Raw genomic sequence first — 22,845 nt, forward strand, 5'->3', positions numbered from 1 at the left:
CCTCGTCCAGGGGAATGCGGTCGGGGCGGACGGCCCTGTCGGGTTCGTGCTTCGCCGGCATCGGACGCGGCGGTGCTCAGGGCGACAGATGGACCCCGTACAGGCTACGACCGCCCACGAGTTCGCGGCCGGTGATCAGTTCTGGCTCGATGCGGACGAAGACCTGCTCCGGCGAGGGCGCCCAGGAGCGTGGGCCGGTCCGGGTCAGACGCTCTTGCTCGTCGGGGTCGCGCACCACGGTGGCCGCCCCGGTGACGACGACGCTCCAGCCGGAGTGCGCCACCGCGTCGACCTCGTCGACCTCGAAGGCGACCACGGTGCCGTCGACGGCACGGGCCAGTTCGGAGGCCGCCGAGGTGCACAGCAGCACCGCGCCGTCACTGTCGAGGGAGAAGTTGACGGGCAGCACCGCGGGCAGGGCCTGCCTGGTGTGGACGATGCGGCCGAGGGGCACCTTCGCCAGGAGACGCAGGCACTCCTGCCGTTCGAGTTCGCGGAAACCGTCGTTGGGATACATGAGCCAGCCCGTCTCTCACCTGGATGCGACGCTGGAGCGTCCGGTCCATCGTCCGTCGGGTCGCGGCGGTGGGTGAGGGTCCATCGGCCCCGGCCCGGCCGCAGAACGTCCTGCGTTACACCGTGATGCGGCGCCCGGTGATGGCGAGGGGATCGATGCGCACCCACTGGTCACGGTGGCCGCCGGCCCAGGGCTCGCTGCGGGCGCCCTCAGTGAGCCGGCGCACCTCGTCGGGGTCCGTCACGGTCCGGGCGTGTCCCCGCACCAGCACGCTCCAGCCCCTGCTGAACGCGTCGTCGATGCGGTCGACCTCGAAGGCGACCTGGCAGCCGGATGCCTGCGCCGGTGTGCTGCCGGGTTCGGTCCGGAAGACGATCGCACCCTCGACGACGCTGTAGTTCACGGGCACGACGACGGGCCCCGACATCGTGGGCACCGCGATCCGCCCCACGCCATGGGTGGAGAGCAGAGTCCGGCACTCCGGGACGCTCAGGGATGTGAACTGGGGACTGCGGGAGGCCCGACCCAGGCCGCTCGGCAGTTCGGTGTCGCCGCCGGTGAGGTCCCGCACGGTGGTCTCGAGGACCTGGGACAGCCGGAGCAGGACGCCCGGGCCCGGTGCGGCGCCGGAGTACTCCTCGAGGTACTGGAGGTAGCCCGGCGCCATCCCGGCGCGGGTGGCCGCCTCCCTCCGGCTCAGTCCCAGTTCCGCGCGCCGTGCGGCGAGACGGCGTCCGAGATCGCCCAGCGCATGTTCCTCGGCCGTCCGAGACGGTGCCTTGTCAGCCATGGCCCCTCACTCCCTTTCGCCCGCCGGGCCGCACCCAACACCCGGATTGACCCTTAGATCCAGCATGTCCGGATCCGATGGGGCGGACTTGGGCCGGTAGGCCCTCACCGCCAGGCCGGACGGGACCGCTTTCGAGCGCCCCGGTGTCGGCGCTCATCTCGATGAACCGGGTTTGATCATGTCCCGCTCCTCCGGGAGATGAGGCGCCGTGAGGGGGCATAGGGAACGGGGCACCACCGCATCGTTGCGGCGGTGCCCCCATCGGGACGCAGCGGTCACATCAGCCAGCGGTTCCGGCTGACGAAGGGCAGTCGCGCCCAGGCCTTGCCCAGGCCCCAGGTGGCACCCGCGCCGGCCGCCGCGAGGGCGATGACGACGACGGCGTAGATGACGTGGTAGTCGGCGAACGGGTTGGTCGACATGCTCAGCGTCCCGTCGGACAGGTGCTTGGCGGGCGGCCATTCCGCGATCCACATCAGCGCCATCAGCGCGGTGCCGGCCACGGCCGCGAGCCGCAGGCCGATGCCCGCGATCAGGGCGAGGCCGATGCCGAGCAGACCGAGCATGAACAGCCAGTCCGCCCAGCCGGCGCCGGCCCAGTCGTGGAAGGTGGACTCCATCGGTCCGGCGGCGACGGAGCTGAGGAATCCCTTGGTCGGCGAGCCGCCGTCGATCCAGCCCTTGCCGGACGGGGTGGCGTAGCCGAAGCCGAACGTCTTGTCGAGGAAGGCCCACAGGAAGACGAACCCGGTCAGCAGGCGAAGCCCGGCGAGGACGTGTGCGCCGGTCGCCGTGAGCGCGACGGAGCCGGTCTCGTCGACGGGCCGCTGAGCCGTCGCCGGCCTGCGCACGGACGGGAGATGGAACCGCACATGCCGGTGCGGTTGGTCGTGGACTGCCATGGTGCTCATCCCTCTCTGGGGGTGATGCGCGGGTTGACGACTCTCGTTGCGCTTCGAATGTCCCGCTCCGGCAGTCGGCGCCGCAGGGGCTGCGCGGCCCGTGTGCGGGGCCGAACGTCCTTGCTGTGAAGGCCTGTTCAGCGGCCCGCTGCGGTCCCGGTCATCCGGTGGGCACGAGGACCACCGGGCAGTGCGAACGGTGCAGCAGGCTGTGTACGACGGGGCCGAGGTGCGGGCCGGGCCGGTCTGCGTGGCGGTGGACGCCGATGACGACGACACCGGCTTCGCGGGTGGCTTCCGGCAGCGCGTGTGCCGGCCCGGTGGGGACGGTGTGTGCCTCGACGCCGACCTCGGGGTGTTGCTCCCGCAGCTCGGAGAGGGCGAAGCGGGGCACCGCCTCCTCCGTGGCGCGGCGTTGGGCAAGTTCCCGCTGTCCGGGGCTGGTTGCGGGCACCGGCGACGGCACCTCGGGGGTGACGTGCGGGTGGGACCAGGAATGCAGGACGCGCAACCGGGTGCCTCGCCGCTCCGCCTCCTGGAAGGCGTAGGCCGCGGCGTCCGCATCGGCGCCGCTCGCCAGGCCCAGCAGCACCTCGCGGCCGTCGTCGCACCGGTGATCACCGCGCACGACCAGCAGCGGACTGCGGATGTGCGCGGCCAGGCGCAGGCTCACCGAGCCGAAGAGCAGCCCGGTGAATCCGCCCAGCCCGCGGTTGCCCACGACGGTGAGGGCCGCGCCGTCGCTCTCCCGCATCAGGGCCTCCACCGCGCCGCCCACGGGTGACGCGGTCTCGACCAGCAGGCCGGGATGGTGGGCGCGGATGCGTGCGGCGGCCGACTCGAGGACCGGTCCGGCCTCGTCCTGGTCGCGGACCGCATGGACGATGCGCAGGGCTGCATGACGGCGTACTGCCTCCCGCGCCGCCCAGTCCAGCGCCCGTACGGCGGTCAGTGTGCCGTCGAATCCGACGACGACGTACTGGACAGTCATGTCGCTGTTCCCTTCTGTGCTCCCGTTCCGTGCTCCCGTACGGCTCTCATGCTCCGGCGGACCGTCGGGCAGGAAATGGGCCATCGGTCCCGCCCCTGCCGGAGAGCGACGCCCGGTCCGCGGCGCGCGATGGCATGGAGCCGCCCGACCCCCGCCGGACGTGCGCAAAGGGCCGACCGGCCCTACCGCCGTACCTGACATCCCGCTTTGCTCTGTCTATGGCCGAAATCCGCACCGGACCGGCGTCCTGCCACACGGAGCGCGTCATCGGGGGCACGACGGTGGTGGAGATGCGCGGCGAGATCGACATACTCACGGCGACGCCGCTGTCGGCACGCCTCGACACACTGACCGCGGGCCCGCGCCCCCACCTGGTGCTCGACCTGCGCCCCGTGACCTTCATCGACGGCAGCGGCCTGCGGCTGCTGTGCCGCGCAAGGAACCGGGTGCTGACACGGCGGGGCAGGCTCCGGCTGGTGGCCGACAGCGGCCGCCTCCTGCGTATCCTGCGGGTCGCCCTGCTGGCAGACGCCTTCGAGATCCTCCCCGACCTGCACACGGCTGTCTTCGACGCTCCCGAACAGGACGCCGTCTCCGCGGCTACGGGCTGACCGCTGCCGCCTGCGTCTGCTTCCCCGGCCTCGGCGCGCCACTCGACGCCCGGGTGCTCACCAAGACGGAGGCGACCGCGATCGCTTCACCGCCCTGCGATCACCCGGAGCCGACGCTCGCCACCGCCGCGAGTTCACCTGCGAGGAGTTGCCGCCCGCCGAGGGCCGGGCAGAGCGCCACGTCGGGCGGCAGGGATCACTCCCGCCGGTCCCGCTCCAGGGCCGCCTGCTCTCGGTAGTACGTGCGCCAGATCAACCGGTGCACCCGCGTCCAACGCGGTACGGACCGCACGCCGGGGATGAAGGGCACCAGCATCAGACCCAGGCTGAGCAGGGCCATCAGACCCCAGATCAGGGCGTCGGCGTTGCCGGAGGACTTGAAGGGCTCGATCTGATACCAGAAGGTGTACAGCCACAGCCATGCCTGGCCCGGGTAGTTCCCGGTCTCGTTCATCATCCCCCACTGGTCACCGCCGAGGTGCTGGGCACGGGCCAGGGACTCCAGGTAGGAACCGTCGGAGAGGAAGAGCAGCGGACGGGTGTAGTCCGTCTGATAGAACTTGCCCTCCGCTTGAAGTTCGCCGTCCAGCGCGCCGCTGCGAGCCAGACCGAGAAGGCGCGCGGTGAGGACCGGCACCGGACCGTAATCGCCCTTCGCGGGAGCGCCGCCGCCGGCCTTGTCCAGGGCGGCGGCATAGGCCGCGGTCCATGCCTGCTGCCGGGCGCCCGGGGCGGCGGCCCAGGTGGCGAGGGCCGCGGTGACGGCGGGCGGTTCCGGGGCATCGCGCAGTGGGCGAAGCACGAAGTCGGTCGCCGTGTCCACCGGGATGCGGACCCCCGCGGCGCTCTGCAGCCCGACCGGCCCGATCTTCTGCGCCGCGCCAGGCGTGTGGTTGTACGGCGGCCCGTACTCGGCCGTTGCGCTGGTGCCGCCGAGCTCGGACACGGCGGTCGCCCTGAAGTCGGCGCCGTCGGCCCGCGACCAGGATGCGAGCGTCACCGGCTTGACGTCGGGCGAGGAGAAGACGGCGGCCAGGCCCGCGGTGAGCAGCGCGACCACGACCAGAGCGATCGTGAACTCCTTGATCAGGTCGTATGACCTGGTGGGGAAGGTGGCCGGGTCCGGCACGGTGGGCCTCCGGGAGCGTCTGTTCACCGCGCTGCCTCCTGCGTGGTCACGGCCGCGGGATCGGCGGGAGCGTCGATCGGCGGTACGATCCCGTGCCTCCGGACCAGCAGGATGTGCCAGGCCGTCAGCAGGCCGAGGACGAAGGGCAGTAGCACGATGTGCCACATCAGCATCTGCCCGAAGTCCAGCACGTTGAAGAACGCGCCGATGCCGACCGAGTTGAGCCCGTCCTTGGCCTGCCCGGCGATCCACTGGGAGTCGAAGTTCTGCTGGACCAGATAGCCGGTGAAGGCAGTACCGATCGAGGCGAAGAAGCACACGGCACCGGTGACCCAGGTCAGCCCCCGCCGACCGCGCCAGGCCGCCATGAAGAACTTGCCCCACAAGTGGATGACCATGAAGAACATGAACAGCTCGACACTCCACAGGTGCAGGCCGTTCACGTACTTGCCGGTACCCGAGACATGCCACCACGCGGGCCCCTTGAGGGCCAGCACTCCGCCCGTGGCCAGGACGACGAGCAGCGCGGCCAGGGTGAGCGCACCGAAGACGTAGATCCATGAGGCCATGTACGCCGGCTGGGTGTCCGGCAACAGCCTGTCCGGAGGCAGCGCCCGCACCACCCGGCGCCGGACCGCTCCGGTCCAGCCTCCGCCGGCCCCGCCCATCTCGCTCATCGCCGGCCTCGTCCCCGGGGGAAGGGCAGCAGCACAGCCGCCGCGAAAACGACCAGCATCACGCCGATCACCACGAGGTTGGCGACGGACAGTTGCACCACGCCCCAGTGCACATAATGCCCGGTGCCGTTGAGGTCGACAGGTGCCGCGAGCAGGCGCCCGCCGGAGTGATGTTCCGTCATGAGGTGACCCCACTCAGTGTCCGAGAGCAAGAAGAGCCCTGGTAAGTCCCTCGGTCTGCCGGCCCGCCCGGACCATAGGCCGAACGACTCAATCCGCAGCCAAGATCCACCATCGTCATGATCCGTCCCCGCGTGCTTCCCAGGTCACGTTGTGCACAGCGGGTGACCGGCCGGCGGCAGGAAGAGGTGGCGACCCGGGCCATGCTGGTCGGCGTCGTCGAGAACCGGACGCCGTCTCCGCCACGGTGACCGGCCGAATCGCTGGGTGTGGCGGAGTCCTCGCTTGCGAGTGGTCTCGCCCGGGACGACTATCGGAGAGCGGGAGTTTTGCCGCTCCGTTACCACTGAGGCAAGTGATGGGTCCCACATCACACACCGGTGCAGGCGGTCGTCCGGATCCCCCCGTGGAGGCGCTGACCCCCACCGGTGACCCGGTGCTTGCCGCAAGGTTCAGCGTGCCGATGGTCCCGAGGACGTTCGTGCACAGGCCCCGGCTCACAGAGCAGCTGGATGCAGGAGCCAAGGGGCCGCTGACCCTGGTCGACGGGCCCGCCGGCGCGGGCAAGACCCTGCTGGTCGCCGACTGGGTCACGGCGGGGGGCCTGCCGGGGCCCGCCGCCTGGCTGACGGTGGAGCCCGAGGACAGCAGGCCCGGTGTCTTCTGGACCTATGTGCTGCAGGCCTTCCGGCACCATGGGATCGCCCTGCCCGACCAGATCGGCAGCCCGGCCGGCCCCGGCACGGTGGACCACTCGCTGCTGACCCGTCTCGCGGCCTGGCTGGACGGGCGGGACGTGCCGGTGATCCTCGTCCTGGACGACTTCGACGGGACGTCCGGGTCCGCCGAGGTCGCCGACGAGCTGCAGTTCGTGCTCCGCCACGCGGGCGAGGGCCTGCGCCTGGTGGTCATCTGCCGTGCGGAGCCGTTGCTGCCCCTGCACCGCTATCGTGCCGCCGGTGAACTCGTCGACATCCGCAGCGCCGACCTGGCATTCCGTGCCGAGGAGACGGCCGCCCTGGTCGATCGCCACGGGCTGCCGCTGTCGGCGGAGATGGCGCGTGCGCTGACCGAGCGCACAGGCGGCTGGGCGGCCGGACTACGGCTGTCCGCCCTGGCGGCCGAGCACACCGATGACCCGGAAGGCTTCCTGACGGACTTCGAGGCCGGACAGAGCACCCTCGCGGACTTCCTGCTGGCCGAAGTGCTCCGCACCCACCCGGCGGAGACCCAGGACCTGCTGCTGCGCACCAGCATCGTCGAGGAAACCCATCCGGATCTGGCCAATGCCCTCACCGGCCGGAACGACGCGGAAGCCATTCTGGCGGAGCTGCAGCGCGCGAACGCGTTCGTCGAGCCCATCGGACATTCCTGGTACCGGCTGCACCCGCTGTTCGCCGAGATCCTGCGGGCCCATCTGCGCGTCCGCCACCCCGGTCTCGAGCCGGAGTTGCACCGTGCGGCAGCCAAGTGGCTGAGCGGGGCGGGCCTGCTGAGCGAGGCCCTGCCGCATGCGGCGGACGCGGGCGACTGGGATCTGGCCGCCGCCGAGCTCATCGACGATCTGGCGATCGGCCGGATGCTCACCGGCCTGGACGCCGAGCGCCTGGACGGTCTCTTCGCCCCCATGACCACGGACGCCTCCGGGCCTGCGACCGATCTCGTGCGGGCGGCGCGCGAGCTGACCCGCCACGACGTGGAGCGGGGTGTCGCCTACCTGCGTGATGCGCAGGAGAAGCTGCCCGACGACCCGCGCGAGGCACCGGCCGCACAGTTCAGCTGTGCCGTGTTGCGGGTTCTCGCCGCTCGGGTCGCGGGCTCGGCGGACATGGCCGAGACGGCGGCCGAGGCGGCGGCGGAAGCCGCGCGTGCGCTGCCCGCCGAGCGGCTGGAGCAGCGCCCGGAGCTGACGGCCCTCATGCTCACCGACCTCGGATCGGCCCAGCTGTGGGCCGGCCGCTTCGATGCCGCTCGTGCGACGCTGTCCGCCGCCGTGAAGGCCGCCCAGGGGCCCTCGACGGCCTTCCCGCGGCATGAATCCCTCGGCCGGCTGGCGCTGATCGACTATCTGCACGGCTGGCCCGGCCACGCCGAGTCGCACGCCAGGGCGGCGATCTCCGAGGCCGACCACTCCGGTCTGCCGGCGTCTGCGCGAACAGGGGTGGCCCAGCTCGTACTCGCCGCCGTCGCCATCGACCGGGGCGAGCTCGCGGCGGCGCGGGACCACCTCCAGCAGGCCGTCGCCTCGTCCGCCGCGTCCCGCGATCCCCTCGTGGCCGTCGAACTGGCACTGCTGAATTCCCGTCTGCGGCTTGCGAAGGGGGATGCCCGGGGGGCGCTCCGAGATCTCGACGCGATGGCGGAGAAGCCTCTGGTCTCTGCGAACCCTTCCCCTTGGGTGAAGGACCGGATCGCGATGGCCCGGGCCGCCGTACGGCTGGCCGAGGACGACGCCCAGGCCGCGGTGCAGGTCTTCCAGGACGAGCCGCCGCGGACCCCGGAGGGTCTGGTGGCCGAGGCCCGGGCGTACCTGGCTGCCGGTGAGGTCCGGCGGGCACTGGGCATCCTCGACACACTCGCCGACGACCCCGGTCGTGGACCGGGCATCACGGCCTGGGCTCTGGTGGCTCGGGCACAGGCCGTCGACGCGATGGGCGCCGCCGCCACCGCGGAGAGCCTGGTGCTGCGTGCTCTCGCGGTCTCCCGCCCTCATCAGCTGAGGAGGCCCTTCCTGGAAGCCGGGCCGTGGCTGGGTCGGCTGCTGAGCCGTCGGCCCGCGCTCACGCAGGGACATGACTGGCTGGCCGCCGCGCCGGAGGGGCGCCCCGCCCCGCATACGAAGCAGGCATCCGTGATCCCGTCCCGGGAGCCCCTCAGCGAGCGGGAGCGGGACGTGCTGGGGCGGGTGGCGCAGCTGATGTCCACCGACGAGATCGCTGACGATCTCCATCTGTCGGTCAACACGGTCAAGACGCATCTGAAGAGCATCTACCGCAAGCTGGCCGTGAGTCGGCGTGGCGAGGCGGTCCGCCGGGCCCGGGAACTGGGTCTGCTGTGACACCCGTTCACCTGCCCGGGGTGATGTCCCCCGCCTCCGGCCGCCGCAGCATGAAGACATAGAGACACGAAGGACCGGACGACGTCGAGAGAAGCCTGCGCATGCGCTATGAGATCCGCGTCGACGGGCAGATGCCGGACAAGCTGGCTGCGGCGTTCCCCGAGTTGGACAGCTTCGTCGCATCCCGCCAGACCGTGCTGTTCGGCGAGGTCACCGACGAGGCGCATCTGTACGGCCTGTTGGCGCGGTTCCAGTCGCTCGGTCTGCACGTGGTGGAGATGCGCCGGCTCCCGGCGTGAGAAGCGTGAGAAGCAGGACCCCGTACGCACGGCCGGGCCCCGGCTGCCGTCACATGCCCAGCAGCCGCGACTTGGCGGCGGCGAACTCCGCCTCCGTCAGCACTCCTTGGTCCCGCAGCTCTCCGAGCCGCGTGAGCTCGTCGAGCAGGCCGGTGCCCGCAGACGGCTGGGCGGCGGCAGCGGGTGCGGCCGGTGCGGCGGCCTGCTGCGCCCGGAGCTGGTCGATGGCCGCCTGCTGGTCCGCTTCGTGCTGCTGGGCCGCCGCGGCCCGCCGTCCGGCGGCGTATGCGGTCCCGCCGACCAGAGCGCCGCGCAGCAAGGGACGGCGTCGTCCGAGAGGCATCGTCATATCCTTTCTGTTCCGCGGTTGTGCCGCCGCGTGCGGGCGTCACGTCAGTGTCTGCGGCGTGGCTGTGCCGCTCAGCTCTGCCTCCACCTCGGCGATCTGCTCATGAGGGATGCGCACCGTGGCCAGCAGGCGGCCGTTGTGACGACGGACCTCCTCGGCGGCCTCCCGGGCCCATACGTTCTCCACCAGCAGGGCGAGGACGGTGGTGTCGGGATCCATCACCATGGCGATCTCGTTGACGTCGTCGAGGCCGACCATCCCGAGCGTGCGGCGCGCGGCGATGTCGGCGGCCACGTCGCCCAGGTTCGCGATGTCCGACAACTCGGTCCTGCCGATGCGCCCGTCCGGGCTCTTCGTCACCACCAGCGCATCGAGGATGCGGACGTCCTTGCGGCGTTCGACCTGTTCCACAGCGGCCAGGAAGGAGTCGGGAGGCTGACCGGCCGGGAACGAAAGAATGATCAGGTCGATCGGTCCGAGAATGCTCATGCCGGCGCTCCGTTCTTCCTCGGGCCCGGTGCCTCGGGGACGGCTCCAGGCTGCGCCCGCGGGCCGCGGCCCACATCACCCGGCGTGGGTGATGTGCGGCCGGCGCCCGTGGCAGCGCGCCCACTTGCGCCCGCCGCCGCAGGGGCAGGGGGCGTTGTGGGGTCGCCGTGCGTCGGCGGCCGCGTACTGCCGCATGATCAGGGCGGGCGGCAGATTCTGGCGCAGGAGCGCGGCCATGGTGCGCATCGGCAGGTCGACGTGGTGGAAGAAGTCCTTGAAGCCGGGGCACAGATGGTTGAGGCCCGGCTCGCCGTCCGGCGTCACGTCGAAGCGGTCCTTGGGGCAGCCGCCGTGACAGGCGAACCGGACGTCGCACTCGCGGCAGAAGCGCGGCAGACCGTCCCGTTTGTGCTGCCCGAACTCCTGCTGCTCGGGCGAGTCCACCAGCTCCAGCAGGTGCCGCTGCCCGATGTTGCCCAGCAGGTACCGCGGTTCGACGAAGTGGTCACAGGAGTAGACGTCCCCGTTGTGCTCCAGGGCGAGCGCGCGGCCGCAGGTCTCGGAGTGCACGCACAACGAGGGGGGCGCGCCGTACCAGTTGGCCAGGGCCACATCGAACAACTGGACGTAGACGGTGCCGACGTCGCGTCGCACCCAGTCCTCGAAGACATCGACGAGGAAGCGGCCGTACTGCTCCCCGGTGATCGAACGCCGGGTGACCTGCTCACCCTCCTGCCGGTACAGCGGCCGGCCCTTGGCGCGGGCGCCCCAGCCCGCGTCGGCGGCCGGCAGGTGCTGCGCGGTGGTGCCCTCCACGATCGGGATGAACTGCAGGTGCCGGGCGCCGCAGTCGTCGCGCAGGAAGGCGTACACCTCGCGGGCATGGCCGGCGTTGGCGTCGTGCAGCGTGGTGAGCACGTTCCAGTCCACGCCCGCCGCACGCAGATGGTCCAGCCCTCGCATGACCCGGTCGAAGGTCGGCTTGCCGCCCTTGTCGACGCGGTAGGCGTCGTGCATCGCGCGCGGCCCGTCGACGGACAGCCCGACGAGGAAGTCGTTGTCGCGGAAGAACCGCGCCCATTCGGCGTCGATCAACGTGCCGTTGGTCTGGACGGTGTTGACGACGCGTTGTCCCGGGCGGGCGTAGCGGCGTTCGTACTCCAGGGAGCGGCGGAAGAAATCGAGTCCCATGAGCGTGGGTTCGCCGCCCTGCCAGGCCACCGTGACCTCCGGTGCCGGACCGTGCGCCTCGATCAGCTGACGGATGTACTCCTGCAGCAGTTCGTCGGCCATCCGGAACCTGCTGCCCTCGTACAGCAGTTCCTTGGAGAGGAAGAAGCAGTACGTGCAGTCCAGATTGCAGATCGCTCCCGTGGGCTTGGCCAGCAGGTGGAAGGGGCTGCGCGGGGCCACGGCATCGGGACGCCGGACGGTGGGGGCGGGCAGCCGGACGGTGCTCATGGTTCCCAGCGTGTCGGCGCGGTCCGGTCGGGGGGTCACCCGTGGCGGGTGACGCCGTGATCGGCGGCTTGGGCCCCGGATGAGCGTACCCGGCCACTTGGGCGGTGGTGGGGTCTCCCGCCGCACCCGGTTCTTGATCGCGGTCGGGGCCGGCGAGCCGACCAGCGCGTATTGGATGATGCTGCCGCTCGATCCGAGTCGCCGGAATCACCCGGGTCGAAAGCCTAGGCGGCGGAGAGATGGCCGCGCCGGCCGTCCTGGCGAGCGCGACGCCGGCGAGGAAACCGGCCGGCAGCCGGACGGCTCGGGGCCGGTGACGAAGATGATCGCCGACATGATCTGGGACCGGCCGTCATCGTCACGGCCAGGAGCAGGACGTCTCCCCGGCCGGCTGCACTGCCAGGGGCTGCCGCCGTGGGCCACCGCCACCGTACGAGGGCTCGGACCGCAGATCGAGTCCGCCACCGACAACGCGGTCATGAAGATCGCCACACGGGTGGTGGCTCCGCGGCGGCCTGTGCGCCGTCTGCCCGTCCGCCGCCTTGGGGATCCGGTGGACGGCCGCGTCCTGGACGGCCGGGTCGGTGGCCGGCGGGGGGCCGGCCGAGCGCCCTGCCCGCTCCGGACACGCCACCGCGGTGATCGGCTCCACCGGCCGGCATCGTCACCCGCTCGGGCCTGCCCGAAGTGCGCCCGGCCGGCCGCGCAGCGGCAGAGTCGACGGGCCGGGCGCAACGCCGGCGCCACGGCGCACTTCGCACCTCCGAACAGTCGGCATCCAGGCATGGTTCCAGGCGGGCCGGGTGCGGTTCGGCAGCGCCCCCATAGGGGCGCGAGGCTGTCTCGATATGCGGCTCCGCCGCGCGGGCGCGACCAGCCACGACGGCGCCGCAGACGATCGAAGGCAATCGCGGCCCCGCGGCGGAGCCGCACATCGGCACCGCAGGCGGAGCGCCCCCGTCACCGCGGCTCGGGCGGCCGCTGACGCGGCACACCAGCCACAGGCCCAGCAGTCGGGCGAGCGCGACGGCCGGCTCGGCCGGGTGGCCCGGTACGACGATGCCGGCGACGACACCGAGGGCCCCGTGCCGAAGGTGAGGCCGTGGTGGGCCCGGACCCGGTCCGCGTCGCGGTGTACACCCTCACCAGCCCCGACAGCGGCCGGAGCTCCCCGACCACGAGGGAGGGCACGTCGACGGTCTGTGGCGGATGGCGCAGGCACACCACTCCGCCGGCACGGAACCGACGGCCAGCAGGACCCGCATCAGCCGGCTGCCGCCGTCCCGGTACGAAGGGTTGTCGCCTGCGCCGTCGGGTGTCGGACGGCCGCCCGGCCCGTGATCACCCGCGCCGGGTGAGGGCACCTCACATCCGCTGATCGGTGACGTCGTCACGCCGCACGACGCACAGCCCCCAGATGATGAACGCGTACATCGCGATCAGCGTCAGCGACCACATCGGGTAGTAGGGGACGGACAGGAAGTTGGCGATGATCAGCAGCGAGGCTATGGCCACACCCCCGACCCTGGCCCAGGTGGCCGCGGTGAACAGGCCGAGGCTCACGATCACCCCGACCACCCCGAGGGCCAGGTGGATCCAGCCCCAACTGGTCAGGTCGAACTTGAAGACGTAGTTCGGGGTGTTGACGAAGACGTCGTCATTGGCGATCGCCATGATGCCGCGGAAGATGTCGAGGACACCGGCGATCATCAGCAACACCGCGGCGAACACGGTAAGGCCGGAAGCGGCGGCCATTGTGCCTGCCGAATGGCGACGAGGAGTTACGGTGCTGGCCATGGCCGGCCTCCATTCCTCACGGGGGCTGCTGCGCGCAGCCGCTCACCACCGAGCTTCCCCCGCGACGCGCCGCGCTGTGATCACCCGGAGAGGGTGAGGTCGCGCCGGTCGCCCACCTGCTGTGCTGGGAGTGCACTCCCACCAGCCCGGAGGAGGCTGACATGGCCGCTGAGTTCCGGGGGAGGATCGCGCAGGACATCCGCGACTCGGTGCCCGACTGGGAGCCGTACCGGGAGCCGCAGGCACCGGACGGCGCGCCCAACGTCCTCTACATCGTCTGGGACGATGTGGGCTTCGGAACCTTCGACTTCTTCGGCGGCCTGGTCAGGGCCCCGGCGATGCGCCGTATCGCGGACGCTGGTGTGCGCTTCACGAACTTCCACACCACCGCCCTGTGCTCGCCCACCCGGTCGTGCCTGATGACCGGCCGGAACGCCACCAGCAACGGCATGGCCTGCGTCACCGAGGTCACCAACGGGTTCCCCAACAGCAACGGGCGCATCCCGATGGAGAACGCCAACATCGCCGAGGTACTGGTGGAGCGCGGCTGGAACACCTACTGCGTCGGCAAGTGGCATCTGTGCCCCTCGGAAGAGGCCAACATGGCCTCCTCCAAGCGCCACTGGCCGCTCTCCCGCGGCTTCGAGAGGTTCTACGGCTTCCTCGGCGGCGAGAGCGACCAGTACTACCCGGACCTGGTGTACGACAACCACCCGCACGAGGTGCAGCAGACCCCGGACCAGGGCTACCACCTGTCGAAGGACCTGGCCGACCGGGCGATCGAGTTCATCCGCGACGCCAAGGTCATCGCCCCGGACAAACCGTGGTTCACCTACCTGTGCCCCGGCGCCGGACACGCCCCGCACCACGTCCCGCGCGAGTGGGCCGACAAGTACCGGGGCGTCTTCGACGACGGCTACGAGGTCTACCGCGAGCTGGCCCTGCGGCGTGAGATCGAGTTGGGCATCATGCCCGAGGGGACCGAACTCACCCCGATCAATCCGCACGGCGAACCGTACGCACTCGGGCCCGGCGGGAAGCCGTGGCCGGCGGGCGAGTTCGTCCGCCCCTGGCAGACCCTGAACGAGGACGAGCGGCGCCTGTTCGTCCGTATGGCGGAGGTCTTCGCCGGGTTCGTCTCCTACACCGACGCCCAACTCGGCCGTGTCCTGGACTACTTGACGGAGTCGGGGCAGCTCGACAACACCATCACGGTGGTGGTGTCCGACAACGGAGCAAGCGGTGAGGGCGGACCGAACGGCTCCCTGAACGAGAACAACTTCTTCAACGGCGTGCCCGACGACATGGCGGACAACCTGCGGCACCTGGACGATCTGGGAAGCCCCGACACGTACAACCACTATCCGACCGGGTGGGCCTGGGCATTCGACACGCCCTTCAAGTACTGGAAGCGGTGGGCCTCCTACGAGGGCGGCGTCGCGGACCCGATGTTCCTGTCCTGGCCGGCCGGCATCGGGGCCGCGGGCGGCATCCGGCACCAGTACGTGCATGCCATCGACATTGTGCCGACCCTGTACGACCTGCTCGGTGTCGACCCGCCCGAGACGGTCAAGGGCTACCGGCAGACCCCGCTGCACGGCGCGAGCCTGCGCGGCGTCCTGGAGAACCCCGAGGCACCCGACCCCCGGGACACACAGTTCTACGTCATGCTGGGCACCCGCGGCACCTGGCACGACGGCTGGCACGCCTCGGCTCTGCACCCGCCGGCACCGTCCGGCTGGAGCAGCTTCGACGACGACACCTGGGAGCTGTACCACCTGCGGGAGGACCGCGCCGAGGCCCGCGACCTGGCGGCCGAGCACCCGCAGAAGCTGGAGGAACTCAAGCGGCTGTGGGCGCAGGAGGCCGAACGCCTGAGCGGGCTGCCGCTGGATGACCGGACGGCGATCGAGATCTTCAGCACGCCACGGCCCCGGCTCTCCGAGCCCCGCGACCAGTACGTGTACTACCCCGACTGCGCCGACGTGCCCGAGTCGGTGGCGGTCAACATCCGCGGCCGGTCCTACGCCCTCGCCGCCGACGTCCGCCTCGACACCCCGGAGGCCCGCGGTGTGCTGTTCGCGCAGGGCGGCCGGTTCGGCGGACACAGTCTCTACCTCCTCGACGGACGGCTGCACTACGTCTACAACTGGCTGGGCCGGATGGAGCAGAAGGTCGCCTCGCCCGGCCGGGTGCCCGTCGGCGACCACATCCTGTCGGCCGCCTTCCGCGCCGACGACCGCAAGGACAACGGCCTCACGGTCGGGACCCTGATCCTGCGCGTCGACGACCGTGAGGTGGGAGCGATCCGGATCAGGACCCAGCCCGGCATGTTCGCCTGCGACGGCGAGGGCCTGTGCGTGGGCCGCGACAGCGGCCAGGCCGTCTCCGCCGACTACGCCCCGCCCTTCCACTTCCTCGGCGGCACGATCCGCCGCGTGCTGGTCGACGTCAGCGGTCAGCCCTTCGCCGATCTGGAGAAGGAGGCCGCCGGCGCCTTCATGCGCGACTGACGGGGGCAACGCAACGGCAGCCGGAGGGAGGACGGCGCAATGAGCAGCGGCGCCTGGACCGTGGCGGCCGTGGCGGGCGTCATCGGCGCGTATGCCCTGGGATCGCGTCGGTTGTCGACCACGCCCGTCTCGTCGGCGATCGTGTTCACGGGATGCGGCATCCTCATCGGCCCCGCCGTCCTCGACATCGTCGGGCTCGAACACGACGCCGCACCGCTCACCGCCCTGCTGGAAGCCGCACTGACCCTGGTGCTGTTCACCGACGCCATGACCGTACGGCGACGCGACCTGGCCACGGGCGGCTTCCTGCCCGGCCGGCTGCTGGGCATCGGGCTGCCGCTGAGCATCGCGGCGGGCTGGCTGCTGGCCTGGCCGCTGTTGCCGGGGCTGACCGCTTGGGAGCTGGCCCTGGTGGGCGCGATCCTCGCCCCCACCGACGCCGCCCTCGGCAAGAGCGCCATGTCCGATCCCCGGGTGCCGGCGCTCGTGCGCGAGGGTCTCAATGTGGAGAGCGGCCTCAACGACGGCATGGTGCTGCCGTTCTTCGTCGTCTTCCTCGCGGCCATCCCCGGCACGTCCTACGCGCACGAGGGCGTGGCGGGCACCTTCTGGCGTGCCCTGCTGCTCAGCACCGCCCTGGGCCTGCTGGTCGGCGGCTGCGGCGGGTGGCTGCTGCAGGCGGCCCGGGCCCGCGGGTGGGTCACCGTGGAGTGGCGACAGCTCCATGTCCTCGCCGTTGCCGCAGCCTCGTACGAACTGGCCGTGATCACCGACGGCAGCGGCTTCATCGCGGCCTGGGTCGCCGGGTTCGCCTTCGGATACGCCCTTCGGCGCTTCCCCGCCCCCTCCGACAGCGAGGCGGAGAACGAGGACCGCACGTCCGAGTTCGCCGAGAACCTCGGGGGCCTGCTGGCGTCCGTCAGCCTGATGCTCTTCGGCGCGGTGCTGCTGGGACCGGCCCTGCAGCAGCTGACCTGGAAAATCGTGCTGTACGCCGTGCTCAGCCTGACCGTCGTGAGGATGCTCCCCGTGGCGCTCTCGTTGATCGGCAGCGGGCTGCGTCCGCCGACGGTCGCATACATCGGATGGTTCGGGCCACGGGGTCTCGCCTCGGTCGTGCTGGCCCTGCTCGTGGTGGAGGAACACGTGCCGGGGACGGAGACGATGGGCCGGGTGTTCGCCGTAACCGTTGGACTCAGCGTCCTGCTGCACGGCGTCTCGTCCGTGGCACTGGCCGAACGGTACGGCGCCTGGTACCGGCGCACGGGCGCCGCTGGGCGGCAGCTGCGTGAGGCCGGCGCGGTGCAGCAGAGCCCTGCGCTGTCTGCCGGACCCGCTCCTACGCGGTGAGGTCGGTCCTCGCCGACACGTGTCCGGCGGCCACCGCATCGGCCAGCGCCTGGTGATCGCGCTCGTTCTGATCGGCGTAGGCCTGCGCGAACCGAGCCAGCGCCCGGTCGAAGGTGTCGCCGCCGCCGAGATAGGCGGCGATGGCGATCGGATCGCCCGAGCGGGCATGGGCACGAGCCAGTGAAGCGCCGCAGAGCCGGCCGAAGAGCGCCAGGGCCGCGGGATCCATGGTCTCCGGCCGGGCGATGCCCTTCCAGTCCCGCAGCTGCCGTACATAGAAGTCGCGTTCGCGGCCGTCGATACCCGTCACGTGCTTCCAGCCGAGGAAGATGTCGCTGGCGGCCTGCATCAGCCGCTGCCCTGCCACCACCCGCTCGCCCTGGTTCTCGTACGCGCTCGCGCCGCTGTACGGGGCGAGGACCGAGTCGCCTGCCTCCTTGGCCTGCAACAGCAGCGGGTCCTCGTCGTCGCGGCCCAGCAGCAGCACGATCCAGCAGCGGGTGCCCACACTGCCGACACCCACCACCTTGCGAGCCATGTCGACCACATGGAACCGGCTCAGGAGGTGCTGCCGTTCCGAAGACAGGGTGCGCGCGTAGTCGGCGACCAGGGCGCGCAGAGTCCGCTCCAGCTCGTCGCGTTCGGTGTCGTGCAGGAGCTCGTCGAGCGGTGTGATCAACGGCGGGTCGGAGATGATCCGGGGGCGGCCGTCGACCAGCCGGGTCAGCTTCCCCGCGGCCTGTCGGCTGGTCCGCGTACGGGCCTTGGCCGATGCCGTGTCGACCCGTCGGCGTTCGCTCGGGCTGAGCCTCTCGGACAGGATCGCTTCGACCTGGGCGGCGTCGTCGCGGGCGTACCAGATGTCGAGGGTGCGCATCCCCGCGAACTCCCGCATCCGCTCGCGGTAGGCCCGGACACTCTCGCGCACGACCGTGGCGCAGTCCGATGCTGGGAACGAGTTGGCGCGACCGGCGATCACCAGGCTCGCGGCGAGCCGTTTGACGTCCCACTCGAAGGGGCCGGGCAAGGTCTCGTCGAAGTCGTTGATGTCGAAGACCAGATGCCGCTCGGGGGAGGCGAGCAGCCGGAAGTTCAGCAGATGGGCGTCACCGCACAGTTGCGCCATGAGCCCGGTGTGCGGGGACGCCCCCAGATCGGACGCCATGATCGCCGCCGCCCCACGGTAGAAGCGGAACGGCGACTCGAGCATGCGGCCGTAACGGATCGGGACGAGTTCCGGGACCCGGGCTGCGGACTGCCGCTCGATGATGTCGACGGGATCGGGCCGCTTGGCGTCCGGCTCGAAAACGGCATGGGCGGAGCGCGGCAGCACGGCCCGCGATGCCTTTCCCTGGGCCGCACGCTCGGACGGGGACGCAGCTGTCTCGTTCATCGTGATCATGACCGTCCCTCCTTTCTCGCATCGTCGCCGCTCGGTGCCCGCGTGGGATCACCCCGGACAGGTGATGTGCGGCCGTGACCGCCGGGGTGTGATCCCTCCGTGCGCAGCACGGAGGGATCCGGCTCGGACGGCCGGCACGTACGGTCGCCGGCCTGAGACCGCTCAGCAGTGGACGGTTCGTGCGGGGCCGCTGTGGGCCGCCCTGTGAGTGCTCGCCCTGGGGGCCGTGCCGACGGTGACCGGACGAGCCGCCCTCCGCGCGGAGGTACGTCCTGCGGGGCCGCGGCCGCAGCAGACTCCGCCGCCGAAATCGCCGTTCGTCGTCATGAATCCCCGCTCCGGGATGCGGCCCAGGCGGCCGATCCGCCGCGCGGCCCGCACTCCCGCGGACTCACCACGCTGACCGCGGATCAGATGGTCGTCGACGCCGATGCCCCGGAGATCGCGGTCGGCGTCGACGGCGAGGCCCTCCTGCCGGCCACCCCGGTCGTCTGCGGGATCCCGCCCGGCCCGCTGCACGTTCGCGGCCCTCGCGGCCGACCGGGAGTGCCCCGGGCGAATCCGCCGACGGACTGGCCGACCCTGCGGCGACCGGCGCTCGCACGCCGTGCCGGGGCCGCGGCGGGCTGACCGCAGCCACCTGACGGCGGGCACCGGCTAACGGGGCGGCCGTTGCTCGTCCAGCACGACAGGCTGGGCATGACGCGGGCTGGCCGGGCCCTCCGGGCCGTAGCCGAGCCGGATCAGCATCTGGGCGTGGCCGGTGTGGTGTGGGTCCTGGCTGAGGGCGCGGCGCAGGTCGGGCCATTCCATGGGCTGGTGCAGCAACGACGCACGCAGCCCCAGGGCGGTGGCCACGAGCAGGACGTGTTCGAGTGCCTCCCCCGCCCGCAGCCAGTCCGTACGACGGTCGTGCTCGGTCCTCAGCAGGGCGATGGCAGGGGCGGTCTCGAAGTCCTGGGCGGGCAACCGGCCGGGGTGGCGTGCGGCGGTGAAGTCCCGCATGGGGATGCGTTCGCGGGCGTCCTGCGGGCCGAGTGCGGTGTGGGGAAGGCCGACGTCGAACGGACCGTCCGTGTCCCGGTGCACCCAGCGGCGGCTCTCCGTGCCGCGGTCGGCGTCGGCGTGGTTGCGCTGCTCGGCCTCGGCGGTCACCCGCAGCAGCCGGACCGTCTCGGCGTCCTCGGGAAAGTTCAGTGAGGCGCCTTCCGCGTGGGCGGCCTCGGCGAGTTCGGCGCGTGCCTGCGGCGGCAGGGACCTGGCGGAGAACGGGAAGCGGCTGCTGTGCCTGCGCCAGATCGCCGGGTAGAGGTCGCCGCGGTGTTCCGTGCCGTGCCCGCCCTTGGCTCCGGTGGGCCGGACGACGGCGAGCAGGTCGGGCTCGTCGGGGCGGGGCAGCAGCCGCACGACGGGTGCCCAGCCGAAGTGGGACACCGCGACGCGGAGGTTGAAGACGGACGCGCCCACGGACAGATGCAGCGCGCGGCCGGCCGGATCGGCATGCCGAAGGCCGCGCTGCGGGTCCGCGCGCACCTCGAAGGCGACGGTGTCGGGGTCCAGCCTGAAGCGCCAGGGCTGCGTGTTGAAGAACGAGGGCGCGGCCACGGCGGCCGCCACGCAGGCTTCCAGGGTCGCGGCGTCGAGAGGCACGGATGGCATGGTGCCCTCCTCCGGCACGGGTTTCGGAACAGGTGGTTGTCCCACGAGGGTGGGCGCCCGGCGGCCTTTCGGGTGAGGGGCCGATGGTCCCCGGCGGGTGGCCGGTCAGGCCACCGATGACGACGGCAGTGGAGGGCGGGGCGCTCCGCCCTCGGGCGGACGGCTGCTGCGGGCCGGCGGGCGGCGGGCAGGGCTGAAGGGCCCTCCCCGTCGCAGACTTTTGGTCCCGGTCGGCCCCACGACTCCCTCTGCCAGGCCCATGCCACGACACGCGCCCGGCTGTCACCTTGCTCGAAGTGACGACCAGGAGGTGCGGACCGATGCGGACGTGCAGGCGAACCAAGAGGTGGCTGTGGCGGTGGCGGGCCAACCCGCTGCGCAGGCGCGACGATGTTCTCGAGGCCTGGCTCGGGCTGGCGCTCTGGATGCTTGTGGGCGTGGGCGGAACGCTCGCCGGTGTGCTGACGGCCGGGGCCGCCGACGACGCCTTCATGCAGCAGCGTGCCGAGCGCACCCCCGTAAGGGCCGTGCTCCTCACGGACACCCCACCCGCGGAGGCGACGAGCTACCGGGCGTTTGCCCAGGTCCGCTGGACCGCGGGGGACGGATCCACCCGGACCGGCAGGACGCTGGTGGACGGCGGACTCAAGGCCGGATCCACGACGGTGCTCTGGACCGACACGCAGGGACGCCTCACCACCCGACCGCCGAGCCGCACGGATGCGGCCGTGGAAGCGGGACTCCTGGGATCCGCATCGGCGCTCGCCGTGACCGGCATCGCGTTCGGGGCCGCGGGTACCGCTCGCTGGTGGCTGGACCGGCGGCGCATCGAGGGGTGGGGCAGGGAGTGGGACGTGATCGGCCCGCAGTGGGGGCAGCACAAGACGGGCTGATCGGCCGTGTCGGTGCCGGCACGCCAAGGAGCGCGCCCGGGATACGGCTCACTTCCGCCACGTCTTGGGCGCGTCCCCGGGCATGGACCGGTCCTCCTCGTGTCCTGGTGGTGCCACCACCAGGACAAGCTGTCACTCCCCACGGCTGTTCCGCCGGCCGCAGGCTCTTGCCCATGGCCATTGACTCCACTTCCGACCCCGCACCGCTCGGCACACCACGCTTGTCGACGCGTGACAAACTCGTCCTGTTCGTGCTGTGCGCCGCCCAGTTCATGGTGGCCCTCGACTTCTCCGTGCTGAACGTGGCGCTGCCCGTCCTCGGCTCCGACCTCGGCATGAGCCGGTGGGCGTTGCAGTGGGCGGTCACCGCGTTCGCGCTGCCGTCCGGCGGCTTCCTGCTCCTGTTCGGCCGTATCGGCGACCTGTACGGCCGACGACGGCTGTTCCTGACCGGACTCGCCCTGTTCGGGGCGGCCTCACTTCTTGCGGCCTTCGCCTGGGACCCGGTGTCGTTCCTGGCGGGGCGGGCGTTGCAGGGGATCGGCGTGGCGGCCATCGTGCCGACCGGGATGTCCCTGCTCACCACGACGTTCGCGGAGGGACCGGCCCGCGACCGCGCTCTGGGTGTCTCGGGCACGTTGCTCTCGCTCGGCTTCACCGTGGGCATGGTGGCCGGCGGTGTCATGACCGATGTACTGGGCTGGCGCTCCACCATGGGCGGGCTCGCCCTCTTCGCGCTGATCGTCCTGCCCCTGGCCCCCGGTCTGCTCCCGGAATCCCGCACCCCTGAGCGCCCGCGCCTGGACGTGCCCGGCGCGGTCACCGTCACCGCGGGTCTGCTGTCGGTGATCTACGCCCTGTCGACGGCCGCCGACCGCGGTTTCGGCCACGTGGACGTCATCGCCACCTTGGCCGCGGGCCTCGCGCTGCTCACCGCGTTCGTGCTCGTCGAATCCCGCACCGAGGCGCCGCTGGTCTCCCTGCCGATGCTGCGCCGCCGCACCGTGGCATGGGGCAACGTGGGCGGTCTGGTCACCTTCTCGACGATGTCGACGCTGGTGTTCGTGCTGACCCTGTACTTCGAGGAGACGCTGGGCCTGTCGGCCTTCCGGACCGGGCTGGTCTTCGGCGTGGCAGGCGTGCTGTCGGCCGTCGCCGGAGCCTACGCCTCCAAGGTCATCGGCCGCTTCGGCGCCCGCCGCACGCTCGTCGGCTCGCTCGTCGGGCAGGGCGTGCTGACCGGGGCGCTGCTGGGCGTGGACGCCGACGTCTGCTCGGTGTGGCTCGCCACGGCCGCCGTCTCCCTGGCGTGCGTGTGCCACCTCGGCGTGATCGTCTCCTACGGTCTGACGGTCACGTCCGGTGTACCGAACGAGGAGCAGGGCCTGGCGACCGGCCTGGTCACCTCCACGCAGCAGGTCGGCGTCACCATCGGCATTCCGCTGCTCGGCGTCCTCGCCACCACCTCCTCGGACCTGCTGACGGGCCTTCACACGGTCCTTGCCGTGGAAACGACGATCGTGCTCGCGGCCGCCGTTCTCGTCGCCCTCGGACTCCGGAGCCGTGGGACGGACGCGGACGCGACGGATTCAGCAGCGGCCGAGGCGGAGGCGCTCGACGCACGGTAGGACTGCCGCGACCAGGTCTCAGGCGCTCTCTCCGAGGTGGCGGTACCGGGTGGTACGGAACGGAGTTCGCGTCTGGGGGCCGGTGGCGGCGGGCGATGCCGGCCCGGCTGTGTCCTGGCACCGTCGAACAGGGGCTGAAGAAGATGGTCG

At 71.6% G+C, this 22,845-nt stretch carries 21 protein-coding genes; 8 read left to right on the plus strand and 13 right to left on the minus strand.

Annotated elements, in window-relative coordinates:
• Positions 1-76: 76 nt before the first annotated feature.
• The 4 genes from ACWC1K_RS09315 to ACWC1K_RS09330 all read right to left on the minus strand — a co-directional run bounded on the left by ACWC1K_RS09315 (position 77) and on the right by ACWC1K_RS09330 (position 3,200).
• Entirely contained in the window at positions 77-517 is a 441-nt protein-coding gene (locus ACWC1K_RS09315; RefSeq protein WP_450829772.1) for a pyridoxamine 5'-phosphate oxidase family protein, read from the minus strand.
• A 115-nt stretch (positions 518-632) separates the two neighbouring features.
• The gene (locus tag ACWC1K_RS09320) at positions 633-1,307 is read right to left on the minus strand and encodes a pyridoxamine 5'-phosphate oxidase family protein (protein WP_450829773.1); all 675 of its coding nucleotides are present in this window, start codon (positions 1,305-1,307) and stop codon (positions 633-635) included.
• A 275-nt stretch (positions 1,308-1,582) separates the two neighbouring features.
• Positions 1,583-2,209 (minus strand): hypothetical protein, encoded by a 627-nt coding sequence (locus tag ACWC1K_RS09325; RefSeq protein ID WP_450829775.1) that lies wholly within the window; start codon positions 2,207-2,209, stop codon positions 1,583-1,585.
• Positions 2,210-2,369: 160 nt separating this feature from the next.
• Positions 2,370-3,200 (minus strand): universal stress protein, encoded by an 831-nt coding sequence (locus ACWC1K_RS09330; protein ID WP_450829777.1) that lies wholly within the window; start codon positions 3,198-3,200, stop codon positions 2,370-2,372.
• Between the two features lie 218 nt (positions 3,201-3,418).
• On the opposite strand from ACWC1K_RS09330, the gene ACWC1K_RS09335 reads away from it, so the two are divergent.
• Positions 3,419-3,811, plus strand: coding sequence for an STAS domain-containing protein (locus ACWC1K_RS09335; RefSeq protein ID WP_450829778.1), 393 nt, complete (start codon positions 3,419-3,421; stop codon positions 3,809-3,811).
• Positions 3,812-4,007: 196 nt separating this feature from the next.
• Here the strand turns inward: ACWC1K_RS09335 and ACWC1K_RS09340 are convergent, their stop codons facing one another.
• The 3 genes from ACWC1K_RS09340 to ACWC1K_RS09350 are packed head-to-tail and all read right to left on the minus strand — an operon-like array spanning position 4,008 to position 5,799.
• Positions 4,008-4,967: a hypothetical protein gene (locus tag ACWC1K_RS09340; protein ID WP_450829780.1), complete on the minus strand. Its 960-nt coding sequence runs from the start codon at positions 4,965-4,967 to the stop codon at positions 4,008-4,010.
• Positions 4,964-5,617, minus strand: a complete 654-nt coding sequence (locus ACWC1K_RS09345) for a cytochrome b N-terminal domain-containing protein (protein ID WP_450829781.1) — start codon at positions 5,615-5,617, stop codon at positions 4,964-4,966. Before ACWC1K_RS09345 ends, ACWC1K_RS09340 begins: the two co-directional genes overlap by 4 nt.
• Positions 5,614-5,799, minus strand: a complete 186-nt coding sequence (locus ACWC1K_RS09350) for a hypothetical protein (protein WP_450829783.1) — start codon at positions 5,797-5,799, stop codon at positions 5,614-5,616. Before ACWC1K_RS09350 ends, ACWC1K_RS09345 begins: the two co-directional genes overlap by 4 nt.
• Before the next feature lie 404 nt (positions 5,800-6,203).
• On the opposite strand from ACWC1K_RS09350, the gene ACWC1K_RS09355 reads away from it, so the two are divergent.
• Both ACWC1K_RS09355 and ACWC1K_RS09360 read left to right on the plus strand, forming a co-directional pair.
• The gene (locus tag ACWC1K_RS09355) at positions 6,204-8,855 is read left to right on the plus strand and encodes a LuxR C-terminal-related transcriptional regulator (protein WP_450829785.1); all 2,652 of its coding nucleotides are present in this window, start codon (positions 6,204-6,206) and stop codon (positions 8,853-8,855) included.
• 101 nt (positions 8,856-8,956) lie between these two features.
• Entirely contained in the window at positions 8,957-9,154 is a 198-nt protein-coding gene (locus ACWC1K_RS09360; RefSeq protein WP_450829786.1) for a hypothetical protein, read from the plus strand.
• A 49-nt stretch (positions 9,155-9,203) separates the two neighbouring features.
• Here the strand turns inward: ACWC1K_RS09360 and ACWC1K_RS09365 are convergent, their stop codons facing one another.
• The 4 genes from ACWC1K_RS09365 to ACWC1K_RS09380 all read right to left on the minus strand — a co-directional run bounded on the left by ACWC1K_RS09365 (position 9,204) and on the right by ACWC1K_RS09380 (position 13,250).
• A complete protein-coding gene (locus tag ACWC1K_RS09365) occupies positions 9,204-9,497 on the minus strand; it encodes an SHOCT domain-containing protein (RefSeq protein WP_450829788.1) in 294 nt (97 codons plus the stop codon).
• 45 nt (positions 9,498-9,542) lie between these two features.
• A complete protein-coding gene (locus ACWC1K_RS09370) occupies positions 9,543-9,992 on the minus strand; it encodes a DUF6325 family protein (RefSeq protein ID WP_450829790.1) in 450 nt (149 codons plus the stop codon).
• A gap of 75 nt (positions 9,993-10,067) precedes the next feature.
• The gene (locus tag ACWC1K_RS09375) at positions 10,068-11,453 is read right to left on the minus strand and encodes an anaerobic sulfatase maturase (protein ID WP_450829791.1); all 1,386 of its coding nucleotides are present in this window, start codon (positions 11,451-11,453) and stop codon (positions 10,068-10,070) included.
• A gap of 1,365 nt (positions 11,454-12,818) precedes the next feature.
• Complete coding sequence (locus tag ACWC1K_RS09380; protein WP_351463879.1) at positions 12,819-13,250, minus strand: DUF7144 family membrane protein; 432 nt, start codon at positions 13,248-13,250, stop codon at positions 12,819-12,821.
• A 161-nt stretch (positions 13,251-13,411) separates the two neighbouring features.
• Between ACWC1K_RS09380 and ACWC1K_RS09385 the strand changes: the two genes are divergently transcribed.
• Both ACWC1K_RS09385 and ACWC1K_RS09390 read left to right on the plus strand, forming a co-directional pair.
• Positions 13,412-15,763 carry an arylsulfatase gene (locus ACWC1K_RS09385; protein ID WP_450829793.1) on the plus strand — a complete coding sequence of 784 codons (2,352 nt, stop codon included), beginning with the start codon at positions 13,412-13,414 and terminating at the stop codon, positions 15,761-15,763.
• A 39-nt stretch (positions 15,764-15,802) separates the two neighbouring features.
• Positions 15,803-17,113 (plus strand): cation:proton antiporter, encoded by a 1,311-nt coding sequence (locus ACWC1K_RS09390; RefSeq protein WP_450829794.1) that lies wholly within the window; start codon positions 15,803-15,805, stop codon positions 17,111-17,113.
• Here the strand turns inward: ACWC1K_RS09390 and ACWC1K_RS09395 are convergent.
• Entirely contained in the window at positions 17,103-18,515 is a 1,413-nt protein-coding gene (locus ACWC1K_RS09395) for a DUF2252 domain-containing protein (RefSeq protein ID WP_450829796.1), read from the minus strand. The two genes, ACWC1K_RS09390 and ACWC1K_RS09395, sit on opposite strands and share 11 nt — an antisense overlap.
• Positions 18,516-18,929: 414 nt before the next feature.
• On the opposite strand from ACWC1K_RS09395, the gene ACWC1K_RS09400 reads away from it, so the two are divergent.
• Positions 18,930-19,145 (plus strand): hypothetical protein, encoded by a 216-nt coding sequence (locus tag ACWC1K_RS09400; protein ID WP_450829798.1) that lies wholly within the window; start codon positions 18,930-18,932, stop codon positions 19,143-19,145.
• 27 nt (positions 19,146-19,172) lie between these two features.
• On the opposite strand, the gene ACWC1K_RS09405 is transcribed toward ACWC1K_RS09400, so the two are convergent.
• A complete protein-coding gene (locus tag ACWC1K_RS09405; protein WP_450829799.1) occupies positions 19,173-20,174 on the minus strand; it encodes an Acg family FMN-binding oxidoreductase in 1,002 nt (333 codons plus the stop codon).
• 320 nt (positions 20,175-20,494) lie between these two features.
• On the opposite strand from ACWC1K_RS09405, the gene ACWC1K_RS09410 reads away from it, so the two are divergent.
• Together ACWC1K_RS09410 and ACWC1K_RS09415 are read left to right on the plus strand one after the other, a co-directional pair.
• On the plus strand, positions 20,495-21,067 hold the full coding sequence (locus tag ACWC1K_RS09410; RefSeq protein ID WP_450829801.1) for an Rv1733c family protein: 573 nt from the start codon (positions 20,495-20,497) through the stop codon (positions 21,065-21,067).
• Between the two features lie 173 nt (positions 21,068-21,240).
• A complete protein-coding gene (locus ACWC1K_RS09415; RefSeq protein WP_450829803.1) occupies positions 21,241-22,695 on the plus strand; it encodes an MFS transporter in 1,455 nt (484 codons plus the stop codon).
• The last annotated feature ends 150 nt before the right edge of the window (positions 22,696-22,845 follow it).

It is taken from the genome of Streptomyces sp. NPDC001492 (genome assembly GCF_053597275.1).